We start from the raw sequence: 19,045 nt of genomic DNA, 5'->3' as shown, positions 1-19,045 counted from the left end.
TGTCGCGAGGGCCGAAAATTCTGGTCGGATAGTGCTGGCGGCCACTCGGGCGCTCAGCCATCAAAGGCTCAGGAGTAGAAGGCGTCGCCACGCTTGGCGCGCTCGCGTAGCGCCTCGGTCGGGCGATACAGCGGGCCCAGCTCTTCGGCCAGACTATCGGCCAGCGCGACGAACTCGGCCACGCCCATGGCATCGACATAGCGCAGTGCGCCACCACGGAATGGCGGGAAACCGATGCCGTAGATCAGGGCCATGTCGGCCTCGGCCGGGCTGCCGACGATGTCGTCTTCCAGGCAGCGGATGGTTTCCATGCACAGCGGCACCATCATGCGCGCGATGATGTCGTCATCGGAGAACTCGCGCGTCTCGCTGACGACCTGTGCCACCAGCGCCTGAGCCTCATCATCCGCCAGCTTCTTCGGCTTGCCCTTGCGATCTTCCTCGTAGCGGTAGAAGCCCAGAGCGTTCTTCTGGCCGAGGCGCTTGTTGTCATACATCACCTGGATGGCGGTCTTGCCGTCACGCGCCATGCGGTCCGGGAAGCCTTCCGCCATCACCGCATTGGCGTGCACCGCGGTATCCATGCCGACCACATCCAGCAGGTAGGCCGGGCCCATCGGCCAGCCGAACTTTTCCATCACCTTGTCGACGCGCTGATAGTCGGCGCCCTTCTCGACCAGCAGGCTGAAGCCACCGAAGTAGGGGAACAGCACGCGGTTGACCAGAAAGCCCGGGCAGTCGTTGACGACGATCGGCGTCTTGCCCATCTGGCGGGCATAGGCGACGGTCGCGGCAATGGCCGCATCGCTGGACTTCTCGCCACGGATGACCTCGACCAGCGGCATGCGGTGCACCGGGTTGAAGAAGTGCATGCCGCAGAAGTTCTCGGGACGCTTGAGCGATTCGGCCAGTCGCGTGATGGAGATGGTCGAGGTGTTGGAGGTCAGAATGGCGTCTTCGGCGACGTTGTCCTCGAGCTCGGCCAGCACAGAGGCCTTGACCTTGGGATTCTCGACCACCGCCTCGACGACCAGGTCCACATTGCCGAAGTCACCGTAGGACAACGTCGGGCGAATGTTGGACAGGCCCTGCGCCATCTTCTCGGTGGTCAGCTTGCCGCGCTCGACGCCCTTGCCGAACAGCTTGCGTGCTTCCTTCAGACCCAGTTCGATGGCCTCGCCATTGATGTCCTTCATCAGGATCGGCGTGCCCTTGCTGGCGCTCTGATAGGCGATGCCGCCACCCATGATGCCGGCACCCAGCACGGCGGCCTGCTTGATCTCACTGGCCTGCTTCTCGTAGCCCTTGGCCTTCTTCTTGACCACCTGATCGTTCATGAACAGGCCGACCAGATTGAAGGCCACGTCGGTCAGCGCCATCCTGGCGAAGGTCTTGGCCTCGATGGCCTGGGCACGCTCACGCGATTCCCCCGCGCCCTTCTGGATGACCTTGATGGCCTCCACCGGTGCCGGATAGTGCGGACCGGCCTTGCCGGCCACGAAGCCCTTGGCGGTCTCGAAGGCCATCATCTGCTCGATGGCATTGAGCTTGAGCGGCGAGGTCTTCTCGAGACGACGCGCCTGATAGTCCAGCTCGCCTGCATTGGCACGCGCCAGAATATCGAGTGCCGCCGCGTCCAGCTCGGCCACCGGCAGGACGGCATCGACGGCGCCCACTGCCAGCGCCTTGTCGGCACGGTTCTCGGTGCCACCACAGATCCACTCGATGGCGTTGTCAGCCCCGATCAGACGCGGCAGACGCACACAGCCCGCCCAGCCCGGGATGATGCCGAGCTTGGTCTCCGGCAGGCCGATCTTGGCGCTGTCGGCCATGACCCGGAAATCGGTGGTCAGGGTAATCTCGCAGCCACCGCCCAGCGCCAGTCCATTGATGGCAGTGACGGTGGGGAACGGCAGGTCTTCGATGGCGTTGAAGATGCCATGGATGTTCATGTTCATGTCGATGAGGAAGGCTTCATCCTTCTCGAACATCTGGTGGAACTCGGTGATGTCGGCACCGACCACGAACGCTTCCTTGGCGGAGCGGATGACCAGCCCCTTGAGATCGGCCGTCGCCTTGATGGCCTCGACTGCCTCTCCCAGCTCCTTGAGTACGTAGCTGGCCAGCTTGTTGACCGATTCGCCTTCAAGGTCGAGGGTCAACAGGGCGATGGCGTCCTGATTGGCCTCGACGGTTAGCGTTTTGCCTGAATAGATCATCCACGGATCTCCACAAGAGAAAGAGGTGAAGGGGCTGCCGGGCGCTCGAGGGTCACTGCCATTTGGGCGTTGGCCATGAAGGCGCTGGCAACCGGCCTCGCCGGACTCGCCGCTGGCTGAGGCACCGCGTGAGAGTCATCTCTCATCACAGCGCTTCATACAAGCGTTTGAATATAGCCAGCTTGGGCCAGTGACGGACAAAGATCAAGCCTGCGGACATTAGCGAAAGGTCGGAGGTCACAGGGCGTCTGTATACTGGCCTGAGCTGACTGGCGCACGCTATCGACAGCCGATGTAGGCAAAGATCGACGCTACACCGCACAAGGCAGCCGCGTTACCCTGAACGCTTTCCCAACCCGCAGGCTGACCGCGACACCTCCTCGCGCGCCAGCAGGCTTTCAAAGGCCTCATCGATATCATGCTTTCATGAGTAGCACTCTCACCGCCCTGTATCTACGCCTGACCGGCCTTGTCGAACGCACCAAGCGCTGGCACTGGCTATGGCCGCCGATCGGCTTCGCCGCCGGCATCTGCAGTTTCTTTCTCGTCAACCGTCAACAATGGCTGGGCGGCCTGCTGGCGCTGGGCATGATGCTGGCCTGGTTGATCCTGATCGCCGAAGGCCTGTGGAGCCGCCTGCGCCGCCATCGCGGTCAGAATGCCCTGCCCCGCAAGCTGGCGACCTTCGTGGCCCAGCTGATCCAGCAGGAGACACTGTGTTTCACACTGCCGTTCTTCCTGGCGACCACCGACTGGGCCAGCGGCCAGGCAGGCTTTACGCTGCTGCTGTGCGGCGCGACCCTGCTGTCGATTCTCGACCCCTTCTACTACCGGCTGGCCGAGCGTCATCGCTGGCTGTACTTCGGCTTCCACGCCCTGTGCGTGTTCGTCGTGGTGCTGGTCACCCTGCCCCTGCTGCTGGAACTGACCACAGGTGAGAGCCTGCTGGCCGCCTGTGCCGCCATGAGCCTGTTCGCGCTGCCCAGCGTCGCCAACCTGCGCATCGCGCGTGGGGTGGTCGGCGGTCTGGCGATGATCGGCATCAGCGTAATGCTCGGGGTAGGCGCATGGGGGGCACGCGCCTGGATTCCGCCCGCCACGCTGTGGATCAATGCCAGCAGCCTGTCGCCGGACTTCGATACCGCGGCGCGCGCACCGCGTGGCGAGATGCAGCTGACGCCTGCGCAACTCTCCGCCCGTGGCCTCTACGCCTTCACGGCCATCCGTGCGCCGCGCGGCCTGTCGGAGAAGGTCTATCACGTCTGGCGTCATGATGGCGAAGTCGTCGATCGCATCGCCCTGAACATCAACGGCGGGCGCAGCGAAGGCTACCGCGCCTGGACCCACAAGACGGCCTTCCCGCAGGGCAGCGAGGGCGAGTGGCGCATCGATGTCGAGACGATGAACGGACAGCGCATCGGCAGTCTGCGCTTCGTGGTCAGCGATGATCCGCAGCTGGCGACCCTGGCCGACAGCACCATCAGCCAGCCCCCCGGCATCCCAGGCTGGCGTATCACCAACCTGATTCCGGGTTTGTGACAGTCGCCACCACGAGTCACTCCGCAAGCAGGAACGCTGAGTTACTCGACCATGGACGTAAAATTCGTTCGCAGGCTTGTAATTATCCAGACTGCCTAGCATGCTGATGTGAAGGGCGGCGCAGATAAGGAATCAGTCTCATTCACTTTTGAGTGATGCTGGACGCGCGCCAATGACAAAAGCCCCTTCACCTTTGCACTCAGCGGACGACCTATCCATGCATGAAGATATCGGACTCAAGCTTTCCCGCCTGCCGCGCCTGTGGCGCGCCATTCTGGACCAGCGACTGTCCCCACTAGGGCTGACCCAGACTCGCTGGATGACGCTGGTACACCTGTGGCGCATGGGCGATGGTCAGCCCCAATGTGATCTGGCTCGCTCCATCGGTATCGAAGCCCCGTCGCTGGTTCGCACCCTGGACCAACTGACCGAACAGGGCCTGGTCGAGCGCCGTGCCTGTGAGGAAGACCGCCGCACCAAGCGCATCTTCCTGACCCGCAAGGCGCTGCCATTGATCGAGAAGATCGATGCCATCGCCGAGCAGACTCGCATCGAGATGCTCAACGGTCTGAGTGAAGCGCAGGTCGATCAATTCTGCGAATGCCTGCGTGTCATGGAGCGCAATGGCCTGGAAATCTCCGAGAAGGTGCCGGAGAGCGCCTGAGCCTAGACGCCGACCGAAAATGGCCGGCCGCGCCAGCATGACATGAGCGCAAGCGGGACATGAAAAAGCCCCCATCGAGTCACTCGATGGGGGCTTTTTTCTGCAGGCGGGAGGGCTGCCCGTGTCAGGCATCCGGCATCTTCGGCTCGGTGCCCACCAGCGGGCGACGCTTGTGCGAGATAGGCGCCTTGTCGATCAACAACGCATGCAAGGCCTCGAATTCGCGCCGCCAGTCGTGGCAGCTCTCCACATCCAGACTCTCGCCCCACCACAGCGTCAGACCGGAGAGCGACGACTCCAGCATCAGGGCATCCTCCGGCAGCGTGCGCGTGAAGCGCTGCAGCGCCGCGGCGACATCAGGATCGTCCGCCAGGCGACTCTCTTCGCGCCAGCGATAGCCCGGCACCGCCTCACGCAGGGCATCACTGGCCCATTCATCCTGCACGAGGATGAAGGGCGTGACATCGCGTTCGGTCGGCCAAGGGCGGCGGTAACCGACGATGCCCTTGGGCGCGTCAGAAAGAGGCGGCGCCTTGAGATCCACCCGCATGCCATCGGCGATCACCGCCTTGCGGACCAGTGACGTGCGCGTCTCTCGTTTGCTGGGGCGTAGCCAGGTCAGCGGCGACAGCATCGCCAGCACGACAAAAATGATGATCAGCGCAGTCGTCATCGTCTATCCATCGGTTGTCTATTCAAGGGTTTCATCAAGCGGGACGTGGCGTGAAAGCGCAGGATAGGCTATGCAACCCCGCAGTGTTGCGTATCACGCACTGCCATTACGTTGATGTAAGTCATTGTGTTCAAGGGGGCGGCAAGCCTAGCATGGAAGCAGGTGCACGACGCCACTCGAATGGCCAACCTCTGCGGGAGGATCTCAGGATGAGCAACGAATACAAGCATGTACTGGTCGCTGTCGACCTGACCAAGGATTCCCATCTGGTGCTGGAGCGGGCCCTGCCGATCGCCAAGCGCAACGGCGCCAAGATTTCCATCATCCATACGCTGGAACCGCTGGGCTTTGCCTATGGCGGTGATATCCCGATGGACCTGACCAGCATCCAGGACCAGCTGGATTCCCACGCCCGTGAACGACTCAGCGAGATCGCCACGCCTCATGATATCGCCGCCGAAGACCAGTACGTGGTGGTCGGCATGCCGGATAGCGAGATTCATCGCTTCGCGGCCGAACACGACGTGGACCTGATCGTGGTCGGCTCGCATGGTCGTCATGGCTTTGCGCTGCTGCTGGGTTCCACCTCCACGGGTGTCCTGCACGGCGCCCAGTGCGACGTGCTGGCGGTGCGCGTCGGCGCGGATGACAGCGAGGAATGATGGTGGCCGGCTAGACGACACCTCCTGCCAGACGACACCTCACGTCGACGACATGTGAGGGACGACAAGAGGGCTGCCCATGGGCAGCCCTCTTGTGTGTTCAGCTGACGGGCTTTCTGCACGGCACGGTCATCAAGCATCGTCACTCATGACTGTAGTTCATGACTGTAGTTCATGACCGTACGCGTGCATGACCGTCACCTGCGGCTTCAGCCTTCCTGCATGGCCTCAAGCTCCATCCAGCGTTCCATCGTCTCTTCCAGCACCTGCTGCTTGTGGCTGAGCTTCTCCAACGTGTTCTTCACCAACTTGGCATCCCCGGTGTAGAACTCCGGCGCCGCGATCTCGGCTTCCAGTGTCGCGACCTCCGCTTCCAGCTTCTCGATGGTCGTCGGAATCAGGTCCAGCTCGCGCTGCAACTTGTAGGGCAGCTTGACCTTCTTCGGTGCCTGCTGTGCCTGAGCGGCCTCACGCTTGCGACGCTCGTCTTCTGCCTGGGCATCACGACGGTGCTTTTCCTCGCGCTCGCGCTCGACTTCCCAGGGTGCCGGCGGCAGATGCCCGCCCTGACGTATCCAGTCGCTGTAGCCTCCGACATACGGCTTGACGACCCCGTCGCCCTCGAAGGCGAGGATGTTGGTGACCACGTTGTCCATGAAGGCACGGTCGTGGGAAACCAGCAGCACGGTGCCGTCGAAGTCGAGCAACAGTTCCTCGAGCAGCTCCAACGTCTCGACATCCAGGTCGTTGGTCGGCTCATCGAGCACCAGCACGTTGGCCGGCATGGTGAACAGACGTGCCAGCAGCAGGCGGTTGGACTCGCCCCCTGACAGCGAGCGAACCGGCTGACGCGCGCGGTCCGGCGTGAACAGGAAGTTCTGCAGATAGCTCATCACATGCATGTCACGTCCACCGACGGTGACACGATCGCTGCCGCGCGCCACGTTGTCGTAGACGGTGGCTTCCATGTCCAGGCCCTTGCGCAGCTGATCGAAGTAGGCGATCTGCAGCTTGGTGCCTTCGATGCGCTTGCCTTCGCTGGCTTCCAGCTGACCGAGCAGAATGTGCAGCAGCGTGGTCTTGCCCGCGCCGTTGCGGCCCAGCAGGCCGACCTTGTCGCCACGCTGGATCTCGACACTCAGGTCACGGATGACCCACTGCTCCTGCGCCTCATCGTAGCGATAGCTGACGTTTTCCAGCTCCACGACCCGCTTGCCGCTGCGCTCGGCGGAGTCGACGGCGATACGCGCACGCCCCTGTACCTCACGCCGCTGACCGCGCTCATGGCGCATCTTCTCCAGTGCGCGCACACGGCCTTCGTTACGAGTACGGCGCGCCTTGATACCCTGACGGATCCAGGTCTCTTCCTGAGCCAATTTCTTGTCGAATTCGGCGTTTTCCTTGGCCTCGACATCCATCTCATGCTGCTTCTGAGCCTGGTAGGCCGCGTAATCGCCCGGGTAACGCCCGAGACGGCCACGGTCCAGCTCCAGAATCTGGGTCGCGAGGCGCTTCAGGAAAGCCCTGTCGTGGGTGATGAACAGTACGGCGCCAGAGAAGGCCGCGACCTGCTCTTCCAGCCAGGCGATGGTATCGAGATCCAGATGGTTGGTCGGCTCATCGAGCAGCAGCAGGTCCGGGTCGGACACCAGCGCACGCGCCAGCGCGACACGACGACGCCAGCCGCCGGACAGGTCTTCCATCATGGTGTCTTCCGGCAGACCCAGACGGGTCAGCACGGTATCGATACGCTGCTGGAACTGCCAGCCATCGACGCTCTCCAGCGCGACCTGCACGTGCTCGAGACGTTTGAGGTCCGGCTCCGGGTCGCTGATCAGATGATGGTACTCCGCCAGCAGCGCGCCCGCCTTCGGCAGGCCTTCAGCGACGATATCGAAGATGGTGCGACCTTCGGCGGCCGGCAGGTCCTGCGAGAGCACGCCGATCTTGAGGCCCGGCGCCTTCCACAGCTCACCGGCATCTGCCTGGAATTCGCCGGTGATCAGCTTGAGCAGGGTCGACTTGCCGGTGCCGTTGCGGCCGACGAGCGCCAGACGCTCGCCGCGCTCGACGACAAGATCCGCCCCGTTGAGCAGGACGTGATGGCCGTAGGCCAGCTGAAGATTTTCCAGTCGTAACAATGCCATGTGCAGCAGCAACTCGTGACGGGTCCACGGCCGGGAAGGCCACGGAGGAAGTGGGAGTCAGGCGGACAGGCCGCCGCCAGCGACGCGCGCTGGAGAATGCTGCCATTCTACCCGAGGCGCAGCGTGCAGGCGATGGAAGACGCCGCAAGGGCTGAAAGACGCCGGCGCCTTGGGTAGAATGGCCGACCGCTTGAAATCACGTCACGTGCCGTGCGCTACCAAGGCCCGCCTGTCATGCAGCGCTATCTAGTGCCAGGCCGACGGGCTGTTGTCAGGCCTTGCACTGTCACGTGTCTCCTCCCTCCCCGCGATCCCAAGGGTGTCCGATGTCCGCGCTTCCCCCGCATGCCGATCCTGCCTCCCTGCCCTATTATGATAGCGAGCGGCTGTCCGACGAGACGCTTGCCGCCTTGTGTGACGACCTTGAACTCGGCGAGGCCGAAATCGCGGCCGCGCTGACGCTGCTGGCACCGGAGCTGCGCTTCGCCAGCCCCTCTGCGCTGGTCGACATCGGCGTCAACCTGACGCATGAGAGCTACGCGCGCGACATCGAGGGTACCTTGCTGCGAGCACGCGCGGCGGGCGTCAGCCAGCAGATCCTGACCGGCACCAGCCTGGATGGCTCGCGTGAGGCCCAGGCACTGGCGGCACGCTATCGCGGCCTTTCTGCCACCGCCGGCGTGCATCCGCATGATGCCAGCCAGTGGAACGACGGCGTCGAACGCGGCATCCGGGAGCTACTGGCGCAGCCGGAGGTCGTCGCGGTGGGGGAATGTGGCCTCGACTTCAATCGCAACTTCTCGACGCCCGCCGAACAGGCCCGAGCGTTCGAAGCGCAGCTGACGCTGGCCGCCGAGACGGGCCTGCCGCTGTTTCTGCATGAACGCGACGCCGGTCGCCAGATGCTCGAGATGCTCAAGCACTGGCGCGACGATATCAGTCACGCCGTCGTGCACTGCTTCACCGGCGAGCGCGAGACGCTCTACGGCTACCTGGATCTCGACCTGCACATCGGTCTGACCGGCTGGCTGTGTGATGAGCGCCGAGGCGAACACCTGCGCAGCCTGTGCCGCGAGATTCCCCTCGAACGCCTGATGCTGGAAACCGATTGCCCCTATCTGGTACCGCGCAATCTGCCCGCCAAGCTCAAGGGACGGCGTCATGAACCCTCGCTGCTGGTGTGGATCATGGCGGAGGTCGCGGCGCTGCGCGGTATCGACATGGAAGAACTCGCACAGGCCACCACCGTCACTGCCACCCGCTTCTTCCGCCTGTAATCGGCATACACGACTTTCCCTGCACGCATCCCTGCTCTGGACATCACCATGCACGAATATGAACCCGAAACAGGGGACTTCCCCGCCTTCATCGCCGTCGAGACCGGCGAGGACTCCAGTCTGCCGCTGGCCATCGCCTGGGCGCTGCCCGATGGCCAGATGAAGCATGTGCTGATTCAACCGGATGACGAATGGCTGGATGGCGAGATGCTGGAGCTGGGCGACTACAGCCTGGATGACCTGCGCAGCTTCGGCGTCAGCCCCCTCGATGTGCTCAAGGAACTGGAGCAGGACTACTACCAGACCACGCTCTATACCACCGGCGTCATGGATGACGAGCAGGCACTGGCCCGCCTGTTCGACGCCTACAACATGGACCCTTTCATCGAGTTCGCGCCGGCGGAGAGCCTCTACCCCGAGCTTGCCCCGGGCGACTGGGCGCGCGAGCGCAACAACATGCTGTTCGAACAGGGCCTGCAGCCGTTCCGCCCCGACAACGAGGTACTGGTGATGCTCGCCATCCATACCCGCCTGCGCGGCGACGGGGTGCGAGGCGAGGAGGACATTCAAGGCACCGGGCCGGATTACGAGATCGACTGGCAAGAAGACGTCTGATCACACGCCCGGTCTCGCGACGGACGGACAAGGGCCCGACACGCAAACGCCCCGACAACGGCAAGTTGTCGGGGCGTTCTTTCTTTACGCACTCAAACGTCTTCAGACACTCAAACTGTCAGTCAAGGCTCAACCGTTGGAGCGATTACCACCGTTGCCGCCGCCTGAGCGATTGCGACCGCCGCGGGAACGACGACGCGGGCGCTCGGCATTCGGCGCGCGATTGCCGTTCACTTCCGGTTGCGGCACGAGACGATTACCATCCACGTCACGCTGCACCGGTGCGCGGTTGCCGCGGTTGTCATCATCGACACGTGCGGCCTGCTGACGCTGACCGCCAGAGCGCTGACCGCCAGAGCGCTGGCCGCCATTGCCACGTCCTTTACCAGCCGACTTGTCGCCAGAGCGCTGGCCGCCATTGCCGCGTCCTTTACCAGCCGGCTTGTCGCCAGAGCGCTGGCCGCCATTGCCGCGTCCTTTACCAGCCGGCTTGTCGCCAGAGCGCTGGCCGCCACGCGGCTGACGCGGTTCACGTTCCGGCTCGACGTCGACTTCCGGCACGAAACCTTCCACTTCGACACGCTTGAGCTTGCCCTTGAGCAGACGCTCAATCCCGCCCAGTTCCTTGCGCTCATCGCTGGAAACCAGCGAGATGGCACGCCCGCTGGCACCAGCACGGCCGGTACGCCCGATACGGTGCACGTAGTCTTCCGGCACGTTGGGCAGTTCGTAGTTCACGACCTGCGGCAGCTGCTCGATATCCAGACCACGCGCCGCGATGTCCGTCGCGACCAGCACTCGTACTTCGCCGTTCTTGAAGCCGGCCAGTGCCTTGGTACGCGCATTCTGGCTCTTGTTGCCGTGAATCGCCGCAGCACTGATGCCGGACTTCTCGAGCTTGGTCGCCAGACGGTTGGCACCGTGCTTGGTACGGGTGAACACCAGCACCTGGTGCCAGTTTTCCTTGATGATCAGGTGCTTGAGCAGCGAAGGCTTGTGGCTCTTCTCTACGGTGTGGATATGCTGCTCGACCTTCTCGGCCGTGGTGTTGCGCGGGCTGGCTTCCACCGCCACCGGGTCATTCAGCAGCTTGTTGGCCATGCTGCGGATCTCATCGGAGAAGGTCGCGGAGAACAGCAGCGTCTGACGCTTGGTCGGCAGCAGCTTGAGCAGACGACGGATGTCATGGATGAAGCCCATGTCCAGCATGCGGTCCGCTTCATCCAGCACCAGCGTCTCGAGATCGGAAAAGTCGATGGCCTTCTGGGAGTGCAGGTCCAGCAGGCGGCCCGGCGTGGCGGTCAGGATCTCGACGCCAGAGGCCAGGCGGCTGATCTGCGGGTTGATCTTCACGCCACCGAATACCACGGCATTGCGCAGCTTCAGGTGACGGGAATAGGCGGTAACGTTCTCGTCGATCTGCGCGGCCAGCTCACGCGTAGGCGTGACGATCAGGGCCTTGATCCTGCGGGCACCCGCGGGAGCGCTCTGCGCGAGGCGCTCGACCAGCGGCAGAGCGAAACCGGCGGTCTTGCCGGTACCGGTGCGCGCAGCAGCCATCACATCGCGGCCTTCCAGCACGGCAGGAATCGCACCTGCCTGGACGGGAGACGGCGTGGAATAGCCCATCTCGGCGATCGCTTTCAGGACAGGAGCGGACAGCCCCAGGGAGGCAAACGCCGGGACGGAATTGGCAGTAGTCTCAGTCATCAATATCTCTTCGGCTGACCGGCCACGTGCTGGTCGATCATTAAGGAATGGCGCCTGGCCGGGCACGTGCCGGGAGAGGGAGCGAGGCGTATCAGGCGCAGAGAAGAAGGAGTCGGTCAGAGGAACCTCATCCGGCTGCTGCCAGTCGCTCGCGTCAGGCGATAGCCCAGTCTACCATCTTCCGCCATCGCCTGCAGAAGCGCGCATCCGATGGGCTCAATGCCAGTGCAGCGGATAGCGGCGATGACGCGCCAGATTGTTGATCAACACCGCCAGCACCAGCATCGCCAAGCAGCCCAGCCCCACCGGCAACAGGGCGTACCAGTAGCCCAGCTCATGCAGCGGCTGACCGCCGATCACCGCGATCAGGGCGGTGGCGCCGCCCGGCGGGTGCAGGGTGTGCGTCAGCTGCATGACCAGCAGTGACACCGAGACCGCCATGGCCGCTGCCAGCCAGCCATCACCCAGCCAGTGATAGCAGGCGACACCGACCAGTGCCGACAGCATGTTGCCGCCCAGCACATTGCGCGGCTGGGCCAGCGGGCTGTGCGGCGCGCCGTAGAGCAGCACCGAGGTCGCGCCGAAGGACCCCACCAGCAACAGCGAGCTGACCGCCAGATAGTGCGAGGACAGCCAGCCGATCAGCGCCATGCCCAGAAAGGCTCCGAGCCATGACCACAGGGCATCGGCAACATGCGGCCTGCCCCGCTTCAGGGGACCACCCCGCATCTTGGCTACGTAAGGCTTGAGCATCGTGCGAACCATCTCCGGCATTGTCCTGTCAGTGTCGAGCGCTGCACCCTAGGCGATCTCCACACAAGGAACAACTCCCGTTTGGCAATAAGCTGATGACGACGCTGTCGCCATCATGACTCGCTGCGCGAGGCCACGATGGTGCGCGAGATCACGATCACCGGCAGGATGCCGACCACCACGATCACCAGCGCCGGCAACGCCGCCTGCTCGAGCATTTCATCCGAGGCGTACTGATAGACGTGGGTGGCGAGCGTGTCGAAGTTGAAGGGCCGCAGCAGCAAGGTGGCCGGCAGCTCCTTCATCGCATCAACGAAGACCACCAGCGCCGCGGTCAGCAAGCCGGGACGGATCAAGGGCAGGTGCACCCGGCGCAGTGTCGAGAAGGTGTTCTCGCCCAGCGAGCGCGCCGCCATGTCCATCGAGGGCGTGACCTTGTCGAGACTCGATTCGATGGAGCCCGCGGCGATGGCGAGGAAACGCACCACATAGGCGATGATGATCGCGCCCATCGTCCCCGTCAGCAGCAGACCGCTGGAGAACCCGAAGTTGGCGCGCAGGAAGCTGTCCAGCGCATTGTCGAACCCGGACAGCGGCACCAGCACGCCCAGCCCCAGCACGGCGCCCGGCATGGCATAACCGAGACTCGAGAGCTTGAGCGCCTGCTGTACGCTGGCGGTGCGATCCAGCCGCTTGGCGTAGGCCAGCAGCACCCCGATGATCAGCGTCAACACGGCAGCACTGACCGACAGCATCAGACTATTGAGCGCGTAACCGGCAAAGTCCGGCGTCCACGACTCCTCGAAATAGCGAATGGCATGCCGCGTCAACAGGCCCACCGGCAACAGGAAGCCGAAGAGCAACGGCAGCAGGCAGGCCAGCGTCGCCAGTCCGGCGCGCCAGCCATGCAATGTCGGGCGACGATAGCGACGATAACGATCGCCCTTGCCGAACTGACGCTGCCGGCGCCGGGCATGTCGCTCCAGCCAGATCAGCGTGACCACGAAGATCATCAGACACAGCGCGATCTGGGCCGCGCCGCGCAGGCTGCCCATGTTGAGCCACACATTGAAGATGCCGGCAGTCAGCGAACGCACCGCGAAGTAATCGACGGTGCCGAAGTCATTGAGCGCCTCCATCATCGCCAGCGCCAGACCGACGGCGATCGCCGGGCGTGCACTGGGCAGCGCCACGCGCCAGAAGCTCTGCCAGCCATTGCAGCCCAGGGTGCGGCTGGCATCGCGCAGTGAAGGTGATTGATCGAGAAACGCCGAGCGCGCCAGCATGAAGACATACGGAAACAGCACCAGCGACAGCATCAGGATGGCGCCGCCCAGACTGCGTATCTCGGGGAAGTAGTAATCCTGCGGCGAGTCCCAGCCGAACAGCGCACGCAGCGCGCCCTGGAAGGGCCCGGCATACTCGAAGACATCGGTGTAGATGTAGGCGATGACGTTGGCAGGAATCGCGAACGGCAGCAGCAACGACCACTCGAAGGTACGCCGCAGCGGGAACTGATACATGGTGGTCAGCCACGCCGAGACCACGCCCATGCTGCCGCTGAGGACCGCCACGCCGGCCACCAGCGCCAGACTCGTCATGACATAGTCAGGCAGCACGGTGGAGACGAGGTGCGGCCAGATGCCGTCACCGGCCTGGTCACTGCCATCATCGCCGAACAACGCCAGCCAGATGACGGCCAGCACCGGCATCACCACCAACGCGGCGACCCCCCAGGCCGTCGCGAACCATCCCATGTGCGTGCCCAGGCGCCGCTGACGGCGTCTTATCGCCGCATCTTCGCTGACTGACGTGCCGTGAGTCACGTGCTCCAGGGCGAGCTCCGTCGCGCTGGTTGCCGTGCAGGCTTCCTCTTCAAGACTCGCACCTCGCTTTGCCAACAGCCGCTTGCCTTGCGTCATCTGTTCTTCCTCACTGACCTGCCAACTGCAATTGCGTCTATTTTACATTGTTCACTCAAACGAAGAGGGGCTGTCGCATCGCGACAGCCCCTCTTCGTTCATGACATCCCGCCCGATGGCTCATGCCAGCGGTGAGTGCCGTTACTGGTTGAAGCCGACTTCATTGACCATCTGAGCAGCACGCTTGCGATATTTGGCGACCTCGGTCAGCGAGAGGTCATCCTGCTTGAACTCGCCCCAGGACGTCAGCAGCTCCGAGCTTTCGGCAGCCGGGTTGGCCGGATACTCGAAATTGATCTCGGCATACATGTGCTGGGCGGTCTTCTCGGTCAAGAAGCGCATCAGCTTGAGCGCATTCTCTTCGTGCGGCGCGTACTTGGTCATCGCCATGCCGGAGATGTTCATGTGCGTACCGACACCGTTCTGATCCGGGAATTCGATGCGTGCCTTCTCGGCCCACGGGCGCTGCTCGTCATTGTCGAGCATCTTGCCGTAGTAGTAGCTGTTGCCGATGGCCACGTCACAGACGTTGTCACGAATCGCCTTGATCTGATCGCGGTCCCCGCCCTGCGGCTTGCGCGCCAAGTTGTCCTTGAAACCTTCCAGCCATTCGCGGGTCGCTTCCTCGCCGTTGTGAGCGATACGCGAGGCGATCAATGCCACGTTGTAGGGGTGATCACCGGCTCGTGAACAGACACGGCCCTTGAGGCTCGGATCCGCCAGGTCGTCATAGCTTGCAACCTGACCGGCCTCGAGGCGATCGACACTGGTGTAGAGTACGCGTGCACGGGTGGTGATACCGAACCACTGGTTGTCAGGGCCGTGATACTGCTCAGGCAGGTTGGCTTCGATGACGTCGTCATTGACGCTCTTGACCAGCTCTTCGTCGACCAATTCCTGCAGGCGACCGATATCCACCGTCAGCAGGACGTCAGCCGGCGTGTTGCGGCCTTCACGCTTGAGACGCTCGGCCAGACCTTGCTTGGCGAATACCACGTTGACCTTGACGCCGGTCTCCTCGGTGAACTCCTTGAGAAACGGCTCGATCAGATAGGCCTGGCGATAGGAGTAGACGTTCACCTCTTCCTGGGCTTGCGCCGGCATGGCCGTGACAGCCGTCACGCCGACCAGCGCACTCAACAACAGCTTGCGAGCGGAGGATGCAGAAATCATGGATACAGCAGTCATCGAATACCCCTGTTCAAGGTGTCCTGTCCTGACGAGGACTGCCATGGGCAGACCTGCAGGCCAGTAGAAGCGGAACCATTGTGTCAATGCGAATCATTCTAATCACAAAGCCCTGACGCCTGCAACGTGAGTGCAACGCTGATTTGCAGATAATGCAATCCCGCTTCGGGAGGCGGGTTCCGGGAGGCAAGCCCAGCCAGCGACGACACTGCCGCCTGCCATGCGCAGGAAGGCATCACGCCAGTCGGCCGTCCTCGCCCACTGTAGGCAACAGGGGCATGGCATGGGCGATGGCCTGCTCAAGCGGCATCCCCTGCTGCCAGACACCGGCGAGCGCGTGGCGGAAGGCAGCGGCACGTGCGGGCAGGGCGCGCTGCTCGATATCGGCGGCACGCCGCATCACACGTTGCGCGAAGGCGTCTCGATCCACCTCCAGCTCAAGATTGTCGACGCTGACATGAAACGGCTTGCCCACCGCCCGGTGGAAAAGTAGCTCCAGCGCCTGGGGGGCAACCTCGACACTCTCGAAGGCGCGCTGCTGCTCGGCGTCGCGGCCATCCGGGGCATACCAGTAGCCGTAATCTTCCTCGAGCCGCCGTCTGGCGCCTGCGATGCACCAATGGCTGATCTCATGCAGTGCGCTGGAAAAGAAGCCACGTGCCAGATAGACACGGTGATAGCCAAGCTCTGATTCCGGGACTCGCCTGCCTTCTCCCTGCATGCCGGCCGGAAGATAGAGCGGCTCTTCGAGATCACAACGCAGCAAGGTATTGAAGGTGCCACCGAACAGGCCGTCGAACAACGCCATCAAGGTGGCGAGGTCATGCGCACGACGAGGGCTCCCGCAGGCGGAATCAGAGGAATGGACGGCAGTTAGGGACTCATGGGACGACACGGCAATTCTCGGCAAGCGCTGGCAGTGTGGGAGCATTCGATGGCGGCAGGAAAACCTGCTCTGCCGGATGGCTCATTGTACGTGGCAAGCCTATAGCGCGTCATTTCAGCTGACAGTGTCACTCATAGCCGTGATAATTCATCAGCTTGCGTTCATGAAACCTGCTTATCTGCTAGGATGGCGCGCCAAGCAAGAATGATTCTCGATTACTAGCAGGAGCCTGCCGTGCCCCCCGCCGACCCATCCCCCTCCTCCATGCCTCAGACGGCCCCCGGTTCTCCGCCTCCGCCACTGATTCCCCGCATCAGAGCGGAAACCTCACGCCTGGTCACTCTGGCGCTGCCGATCTGTGGCGCGCAGCTGGCTCAGGCAGGCATGAGTGCCGTGGACGTACTGATGACAGGGCGTTCCTCGGCCACGGACCTGGCAGCCGTGTCGGTGGGCTCCAGCCTGTGGGTGCCCCTGCTGCTGCTGATGGCGGGCACCCTGATGGGCCTGACACCGGTAGTCGCGCAATTGATGGGAGGCAATCGCAGCGGTGAGGTACGTGGCAACGTGCATCAATCGCTGTGGATCTCGCTGGTGCTCGGCAGCCTGTCCGGGCTTGCGCTGTGGTATCTGGCCGCGCCGATCTTCACGCTGATGGAAGTGCCTGAGGCCGTGGCAGAGCAGGCGACTCTCTACCTGATGGCCATTGCCTGGGGCATGCCGGGCGCAGCCTTCTATCAGGTTCTGCGCGCCTACTCGGACGGCATGAACCATACCCGCCCGGCACTGATCATCAGTCTGATCGGCCTGATATCGAACGTCCCGCTCAATTACGTGCTGATCTACGGGTCTGCGGGCGTGGATGACCTGCTGGGAATCACCCTGCCGGGACTGCTGGGCGACATTCCGGCCATGGGCGCCGCCGGCTGCGGTATCGCCACCGGCCTTGCGATGTGGATCATGTGCCTGAGCATGTTCGCCTACACGCGTTACAGCAGCGCGTATCACGCCGTGGCGTTGTGGTGCCAGCCCAGCGCCCCCCATTTCAAGCAGATGGGCGAACTGCTCAAGGTTGGCCTGCCGATCGGTATCGCGATCTTCTTCGAGGTCACGCTGTTCACGGTCATCGCCCTGTTCGTGGCCAGCTTCGGCGAGATCAAGGTTGCGGCTCACCAGGTCGCGCTCAACTTCACCTCGCTGCTGTTCATGCTGCCGCTGTCGATGGCGATGGCCCTGACCGTGCGCGTCGGCCACACCATCGGCCGTGGTGACATGCGTGAAGCACGTTTTGTGGCCTGGAATGGCGTGGCCTTCTCGTTGGTGGTGGCGCTGGTGAATGACATCGTGATCTGGGTACTGGCCGAGCCGGCCGTGGCACTCTATACCAGCAACCTCAAGGTCCAGGCCCTGGCCATGTCGCTGATCACCCTGGCGATGCTCTATCAGGTCTCGGACTCCCTGCAGGTCGCCATGGCAGGCGCACTGCGCGGCTTCAAGGACACACGCATCATCATGCTGATCACCATGTTCGCCTACTGGGTGGTAGGGCTGGGAGGCGGACACCTGCTGGGTGTCGGCAGTGAGGCCTTCCCGATCTCGCCCTGGCCCATCGAGCAGATGGGCGTCTATGGCTACTGGATCGGCATGGTGGCAGGCCTGACCGTGGCAGCGCTGCTGCTGGGCTGGCGCCTGTGGATCATCGCGCGCCGTGGCGTACGTGACGAGGTATTGGCGAGCCAGTGACGCCTGACAAATAACGTGCGCATATCAGCCAGGAGGCTGGTCTGACAGCCACCTGAAACGCCTTGATGAGAAAGCCCCGCGACACCCGACAGGGTGACGCGGGGCTTTTGCGTTTAAACACGACAAAGCCGATAGACGGTCATTTCGTCCAAGGAGGGGTTACCGTCAAGGCGCTGGCTGTGCTAATGGTTATTCAAGGCAGTGCTCTCTCGCTGACGACACACATGGCAGAAGCGAGAGAACGCACCAGCACACGCCGAGGACGATCGACAAGCTGCTGAGGAGGGTTCGTCATGGGCGTACCAGTTTCTTCCCCCCGCTCCGCCAAGGTCATCGACCTGAGTGTCATGCGTGACAGGATGCGTGCACGACGTCGTATTCTCCGGCTGGCGCCGGAACACGACGGATTGGAAATGCTCTATCAGCTCGACAGCGACCCGGACAGCTATTACAGCATTCCGGTACTGGCCTGGGGGCTGCGCGAGGATGGTGAAGTCGTCGGCATGGTGCCGTGGATGGAGGGCCTGATGCCCTGTCACGAGCTGGAAGACCCGCAGCAGGGGCATTTCGTCGGCTATCGCGACCCGGAAACCGACGAAGTCTTCATGCTGGCGCCTGACCACAAGGTGTTCGAGCTCGAACATGCAGCGGCCTATTACGACTATGAAGTCTCGGACAGGACGACGCTGCTGCAGCAACTGCCGGACACGCTGGGTACCCATGCGCTGTGCATGACCAACGGCGAGTCACAGTGGCAGCTCAAGCAGGTCTTCGGTTGGCGTCTCTACAGCGATGGCAACATCGAGGCCTTGCTGGTCGATGAAACTCGCGTCACCCAGACACCGGTGCTGGCCGGCGACGACTGCCTGTACCCGGGGCGCAGTCGGCATGATGTGGTCTATTTCTTCCAGCGCGCCATCGCCAATCAGATTCGCGAGCAGGACCCGGCGACGCTGGAGGCTCTCGCGCTGATGATGACCGGCGAGAGCGACCAGGTCTGCGTCGAGGTCCATGACCGCGAAGCCTGAGGGCCAGTCATGACCCACGACT

General features: G+C 63.1%; 14 protein-coding genes and 1 pseudogene. 7 read left to right on the top strand and 8 right to left on the bottom strand.

The genetic code is table 11. The annotated features are described in order from the left end of the window. Positions 1-68: 68 nt before the first annotated feature. Positions 69-2,219 (bottom strand): fatty acid oxidation complex subunit alpha FadB, encoded by a 2,151-nt coding sequence (gene fadB, locus FLM52_03075; protein NVN54782.1) that lies wholly within the window; start codon positions 2,217-2,219, stop codon positions 69-71. A 426-nt stretch (positions 2,220-2,645) separates the two neighbouring features. On the opposite strand from fadB, the gene FLM52_03070 reads away from it, so the two are divergent. Both FLM52_03070 and slyA read left to right on the top strand, forming a co-directional pair. Beyond that, positions 2,646-3,758 carry a DUF2914 domain-containing protein gene (locus tag FLM52_03070; protein ID NVN54781.1) on the top strand — a complete coding sequence of 371 codons (1,113 nt, stop codon included), beginning with the start codon at positions 2,646-2,648 and terminating at the stop codon, positions 3,756-3,758. A 217-nt stretch (positions 3,759-3,975) separates the two neighbouring features. Further along, positions 3,976-4,422 carry a transcriptional regulator SlyA gene (gene slyA, locus FLM52_03065; GenBank protein ID NVN54780.1) on the top strand — a complete coding sequence of 149 codons (447 nt, stop codon included), beginning with the start codon at positions 3,976-3,978 and terminating at the stop codon, positions 4,420-4,422. A 124-nt stretch (positions 4,423-4,546) separates the two neighbouring features. On the opposite strand, the gene FLM52_03060 is transcribed toward slyA, so the two are convergent. Beyond that, positions 4,547-5,095: a preprotein translocase subunit YajC gene (locus tag FLM52_03060; protein NVN54779.1), complete on the bottom strand. Its 549-nt coding sequence runs from the start codon at positions 5,093-5,095 to the stop codon at positions 4,547-4,549. 209 nt (positions 5,096-5,304) lie between these two features. Here FLM52_03060 and FLM52_03055 point away from each other — a divergent pair, with 209 nt between their 5' ends. Continuing rightward, positions 5,305-5,757: a universal stress protein gene (locus FLM52_03055; protein ID NVN54778.1), complete on the top strand. Its 453-nt coding sequence runs from the start codon at positions 5,305-5,307 to the stop codon at positions 5,755-5,757. Between the two features lie 209 nt (positions 5,758-5,966). Here FLM52_03055 and FLM52_03050 read toward each other — a convergent pair whose 3' ends face one another. Then, positions 5,967-7,904: an ATP-binding cassette domain-containing protein gene (locus FLM52_03050; GenBank protein NVN54777.1), complete on the bottom strand. Its 1,938-nt coding sequence runs from the start codon at positions 7,902-7,904 to the stop codon at positions 5,967-5,969. A gap of 326 nt (positions 7,905-8,230) precedes the next feature. Between FLM52_03050 and FLM52_03045 the strand changes: the two genes are divergently transcribed. Together FLM52_03045 and FLM52_03040 are read left to right on the top strand one after the other, a co-directional pair. Then, complete coding sequence (locus tag FLM52_03045) at positions 8,231-9,181, top strand: hydrolase TatD (GenBank protein ID NVN54776.1); 951 nt, start codon at positions 8,231-8,233, stop codon at positions 9,179-9,181. Positions 9,182-9,229: 48 nt separating this feature from the next. Then, a pseudogene (locus tag FLM52_03040) lies at positions 9,230-9,715 on the top strand (hypothetical protein). Between the two features lie 210 nt (positions 9,716-9,925). On the opposite strand, the gene FLM52_03035 reads toward FLM52_03040, so the two are convergent. The 5 genes from FLM52_03035 to FLM52_03015 form a co-directional block, all read right to left on the bottom strand. Then, positions 9,926-11,506: a DEAD/DEAH box helicase gene (locus tag FLM52_03035; GenBank protein ID NVN54775.1), complete on the bottom strand. Its 1,581-nt coding sequence runs from the start codon at positions 11,504-11,506 to the stop codon at positions 9,926-9,928. A gap of 216 nt (positions 11,507-11,722) precedes the next feature. Further along, positions 11,723-12,259, bottom strand: coding sequence for an HPP family protein (locus FLM52_03030; protein ID NVN54774.1), 537 nt, complete (start codon positions 12,257-12,259; stop codon positions 11,723-11,725). Between the two features lie 113 nt (positions 12,260-12,372). Beyond that, positions 12,373-14,016, bottom strand: a complete 1,644-nt coding sequence (locus FLM52_03025; protein NVN54773.1) for an iron ABC transporter permease — start codon at positions 14,014-14,016, stop codon at positions 12,373-12,375. Between the two features lie 306 nt (positions 14,017-14,322). Continuing rightward, complete coding sequence (locus tag FLM52_03020) at positions 14,323-15,354, bottom strand: Fe(3+) ABC transporter substrate-binding protein (GenBank protein NVN54772.1); 1,032 nt, start codon at positions 15,352-15,354, stop codon at positions 14,323-14,325. Between the two features lie 250 nt (positions 15,355-15,604). After that, the gene (locus tag FLM52_03015) at positions 15,605-16,177 is read right to left on the bottom strand and encodes an elongation factor P hydroxylase (GenBank protein NVN54771.1); all 573 of its coding nucleotides are present in this window, start codon (positions 16,175-16,177) and stop codon (positions 15,605-15,607) included. A gap of 342 nt (positions 16,178-16,519) precedes the next feature. Between FLM52_03015 and FLM52_03010 the strand changes: the two genes are divergently transcribed. Both FLM52_03010 and FLM52_03005 read left to right on the top strand, forming a co-directional pair. After that, positions 16,520-17,995: an MATE family efflux transporter gene (locus tag FLM52_03010; protein NVN54770.1), complete on the top strand. Its 1,476-nt coding sequence runs from the start codon at positions 16,520-16,522 to the stop codon at positions 17,993-17,995. 293 nt (positions 17,996-18,288) lie between these two features. Continuing rightward, on the top strand, positions 18,289-19,023 hold the full coding sequence (locus FLM52_03005; GenBank protein NVN54769.1) for a hypothetical protein: 735 nt from the start codon (positions 18,289-18,291) through the stop codon (positions 19,021-19,023). The last annotated feature ends 22 nt before the right edge of the window (positions 19,024-19,045 follow it).

The organism is bacterium Scap17, from assembly GCA_013376735.1.
Classification (GTDB): Bacteria; Pseudomonadota; Gammaproteobacteria; order Pseudomonadales; family Halomonadaceae; genus Cobetia.
Note: the sequence above shows the minus strand (reverse complement) of the source record. Positions and strands in the feature narration are given on the sequence as shown.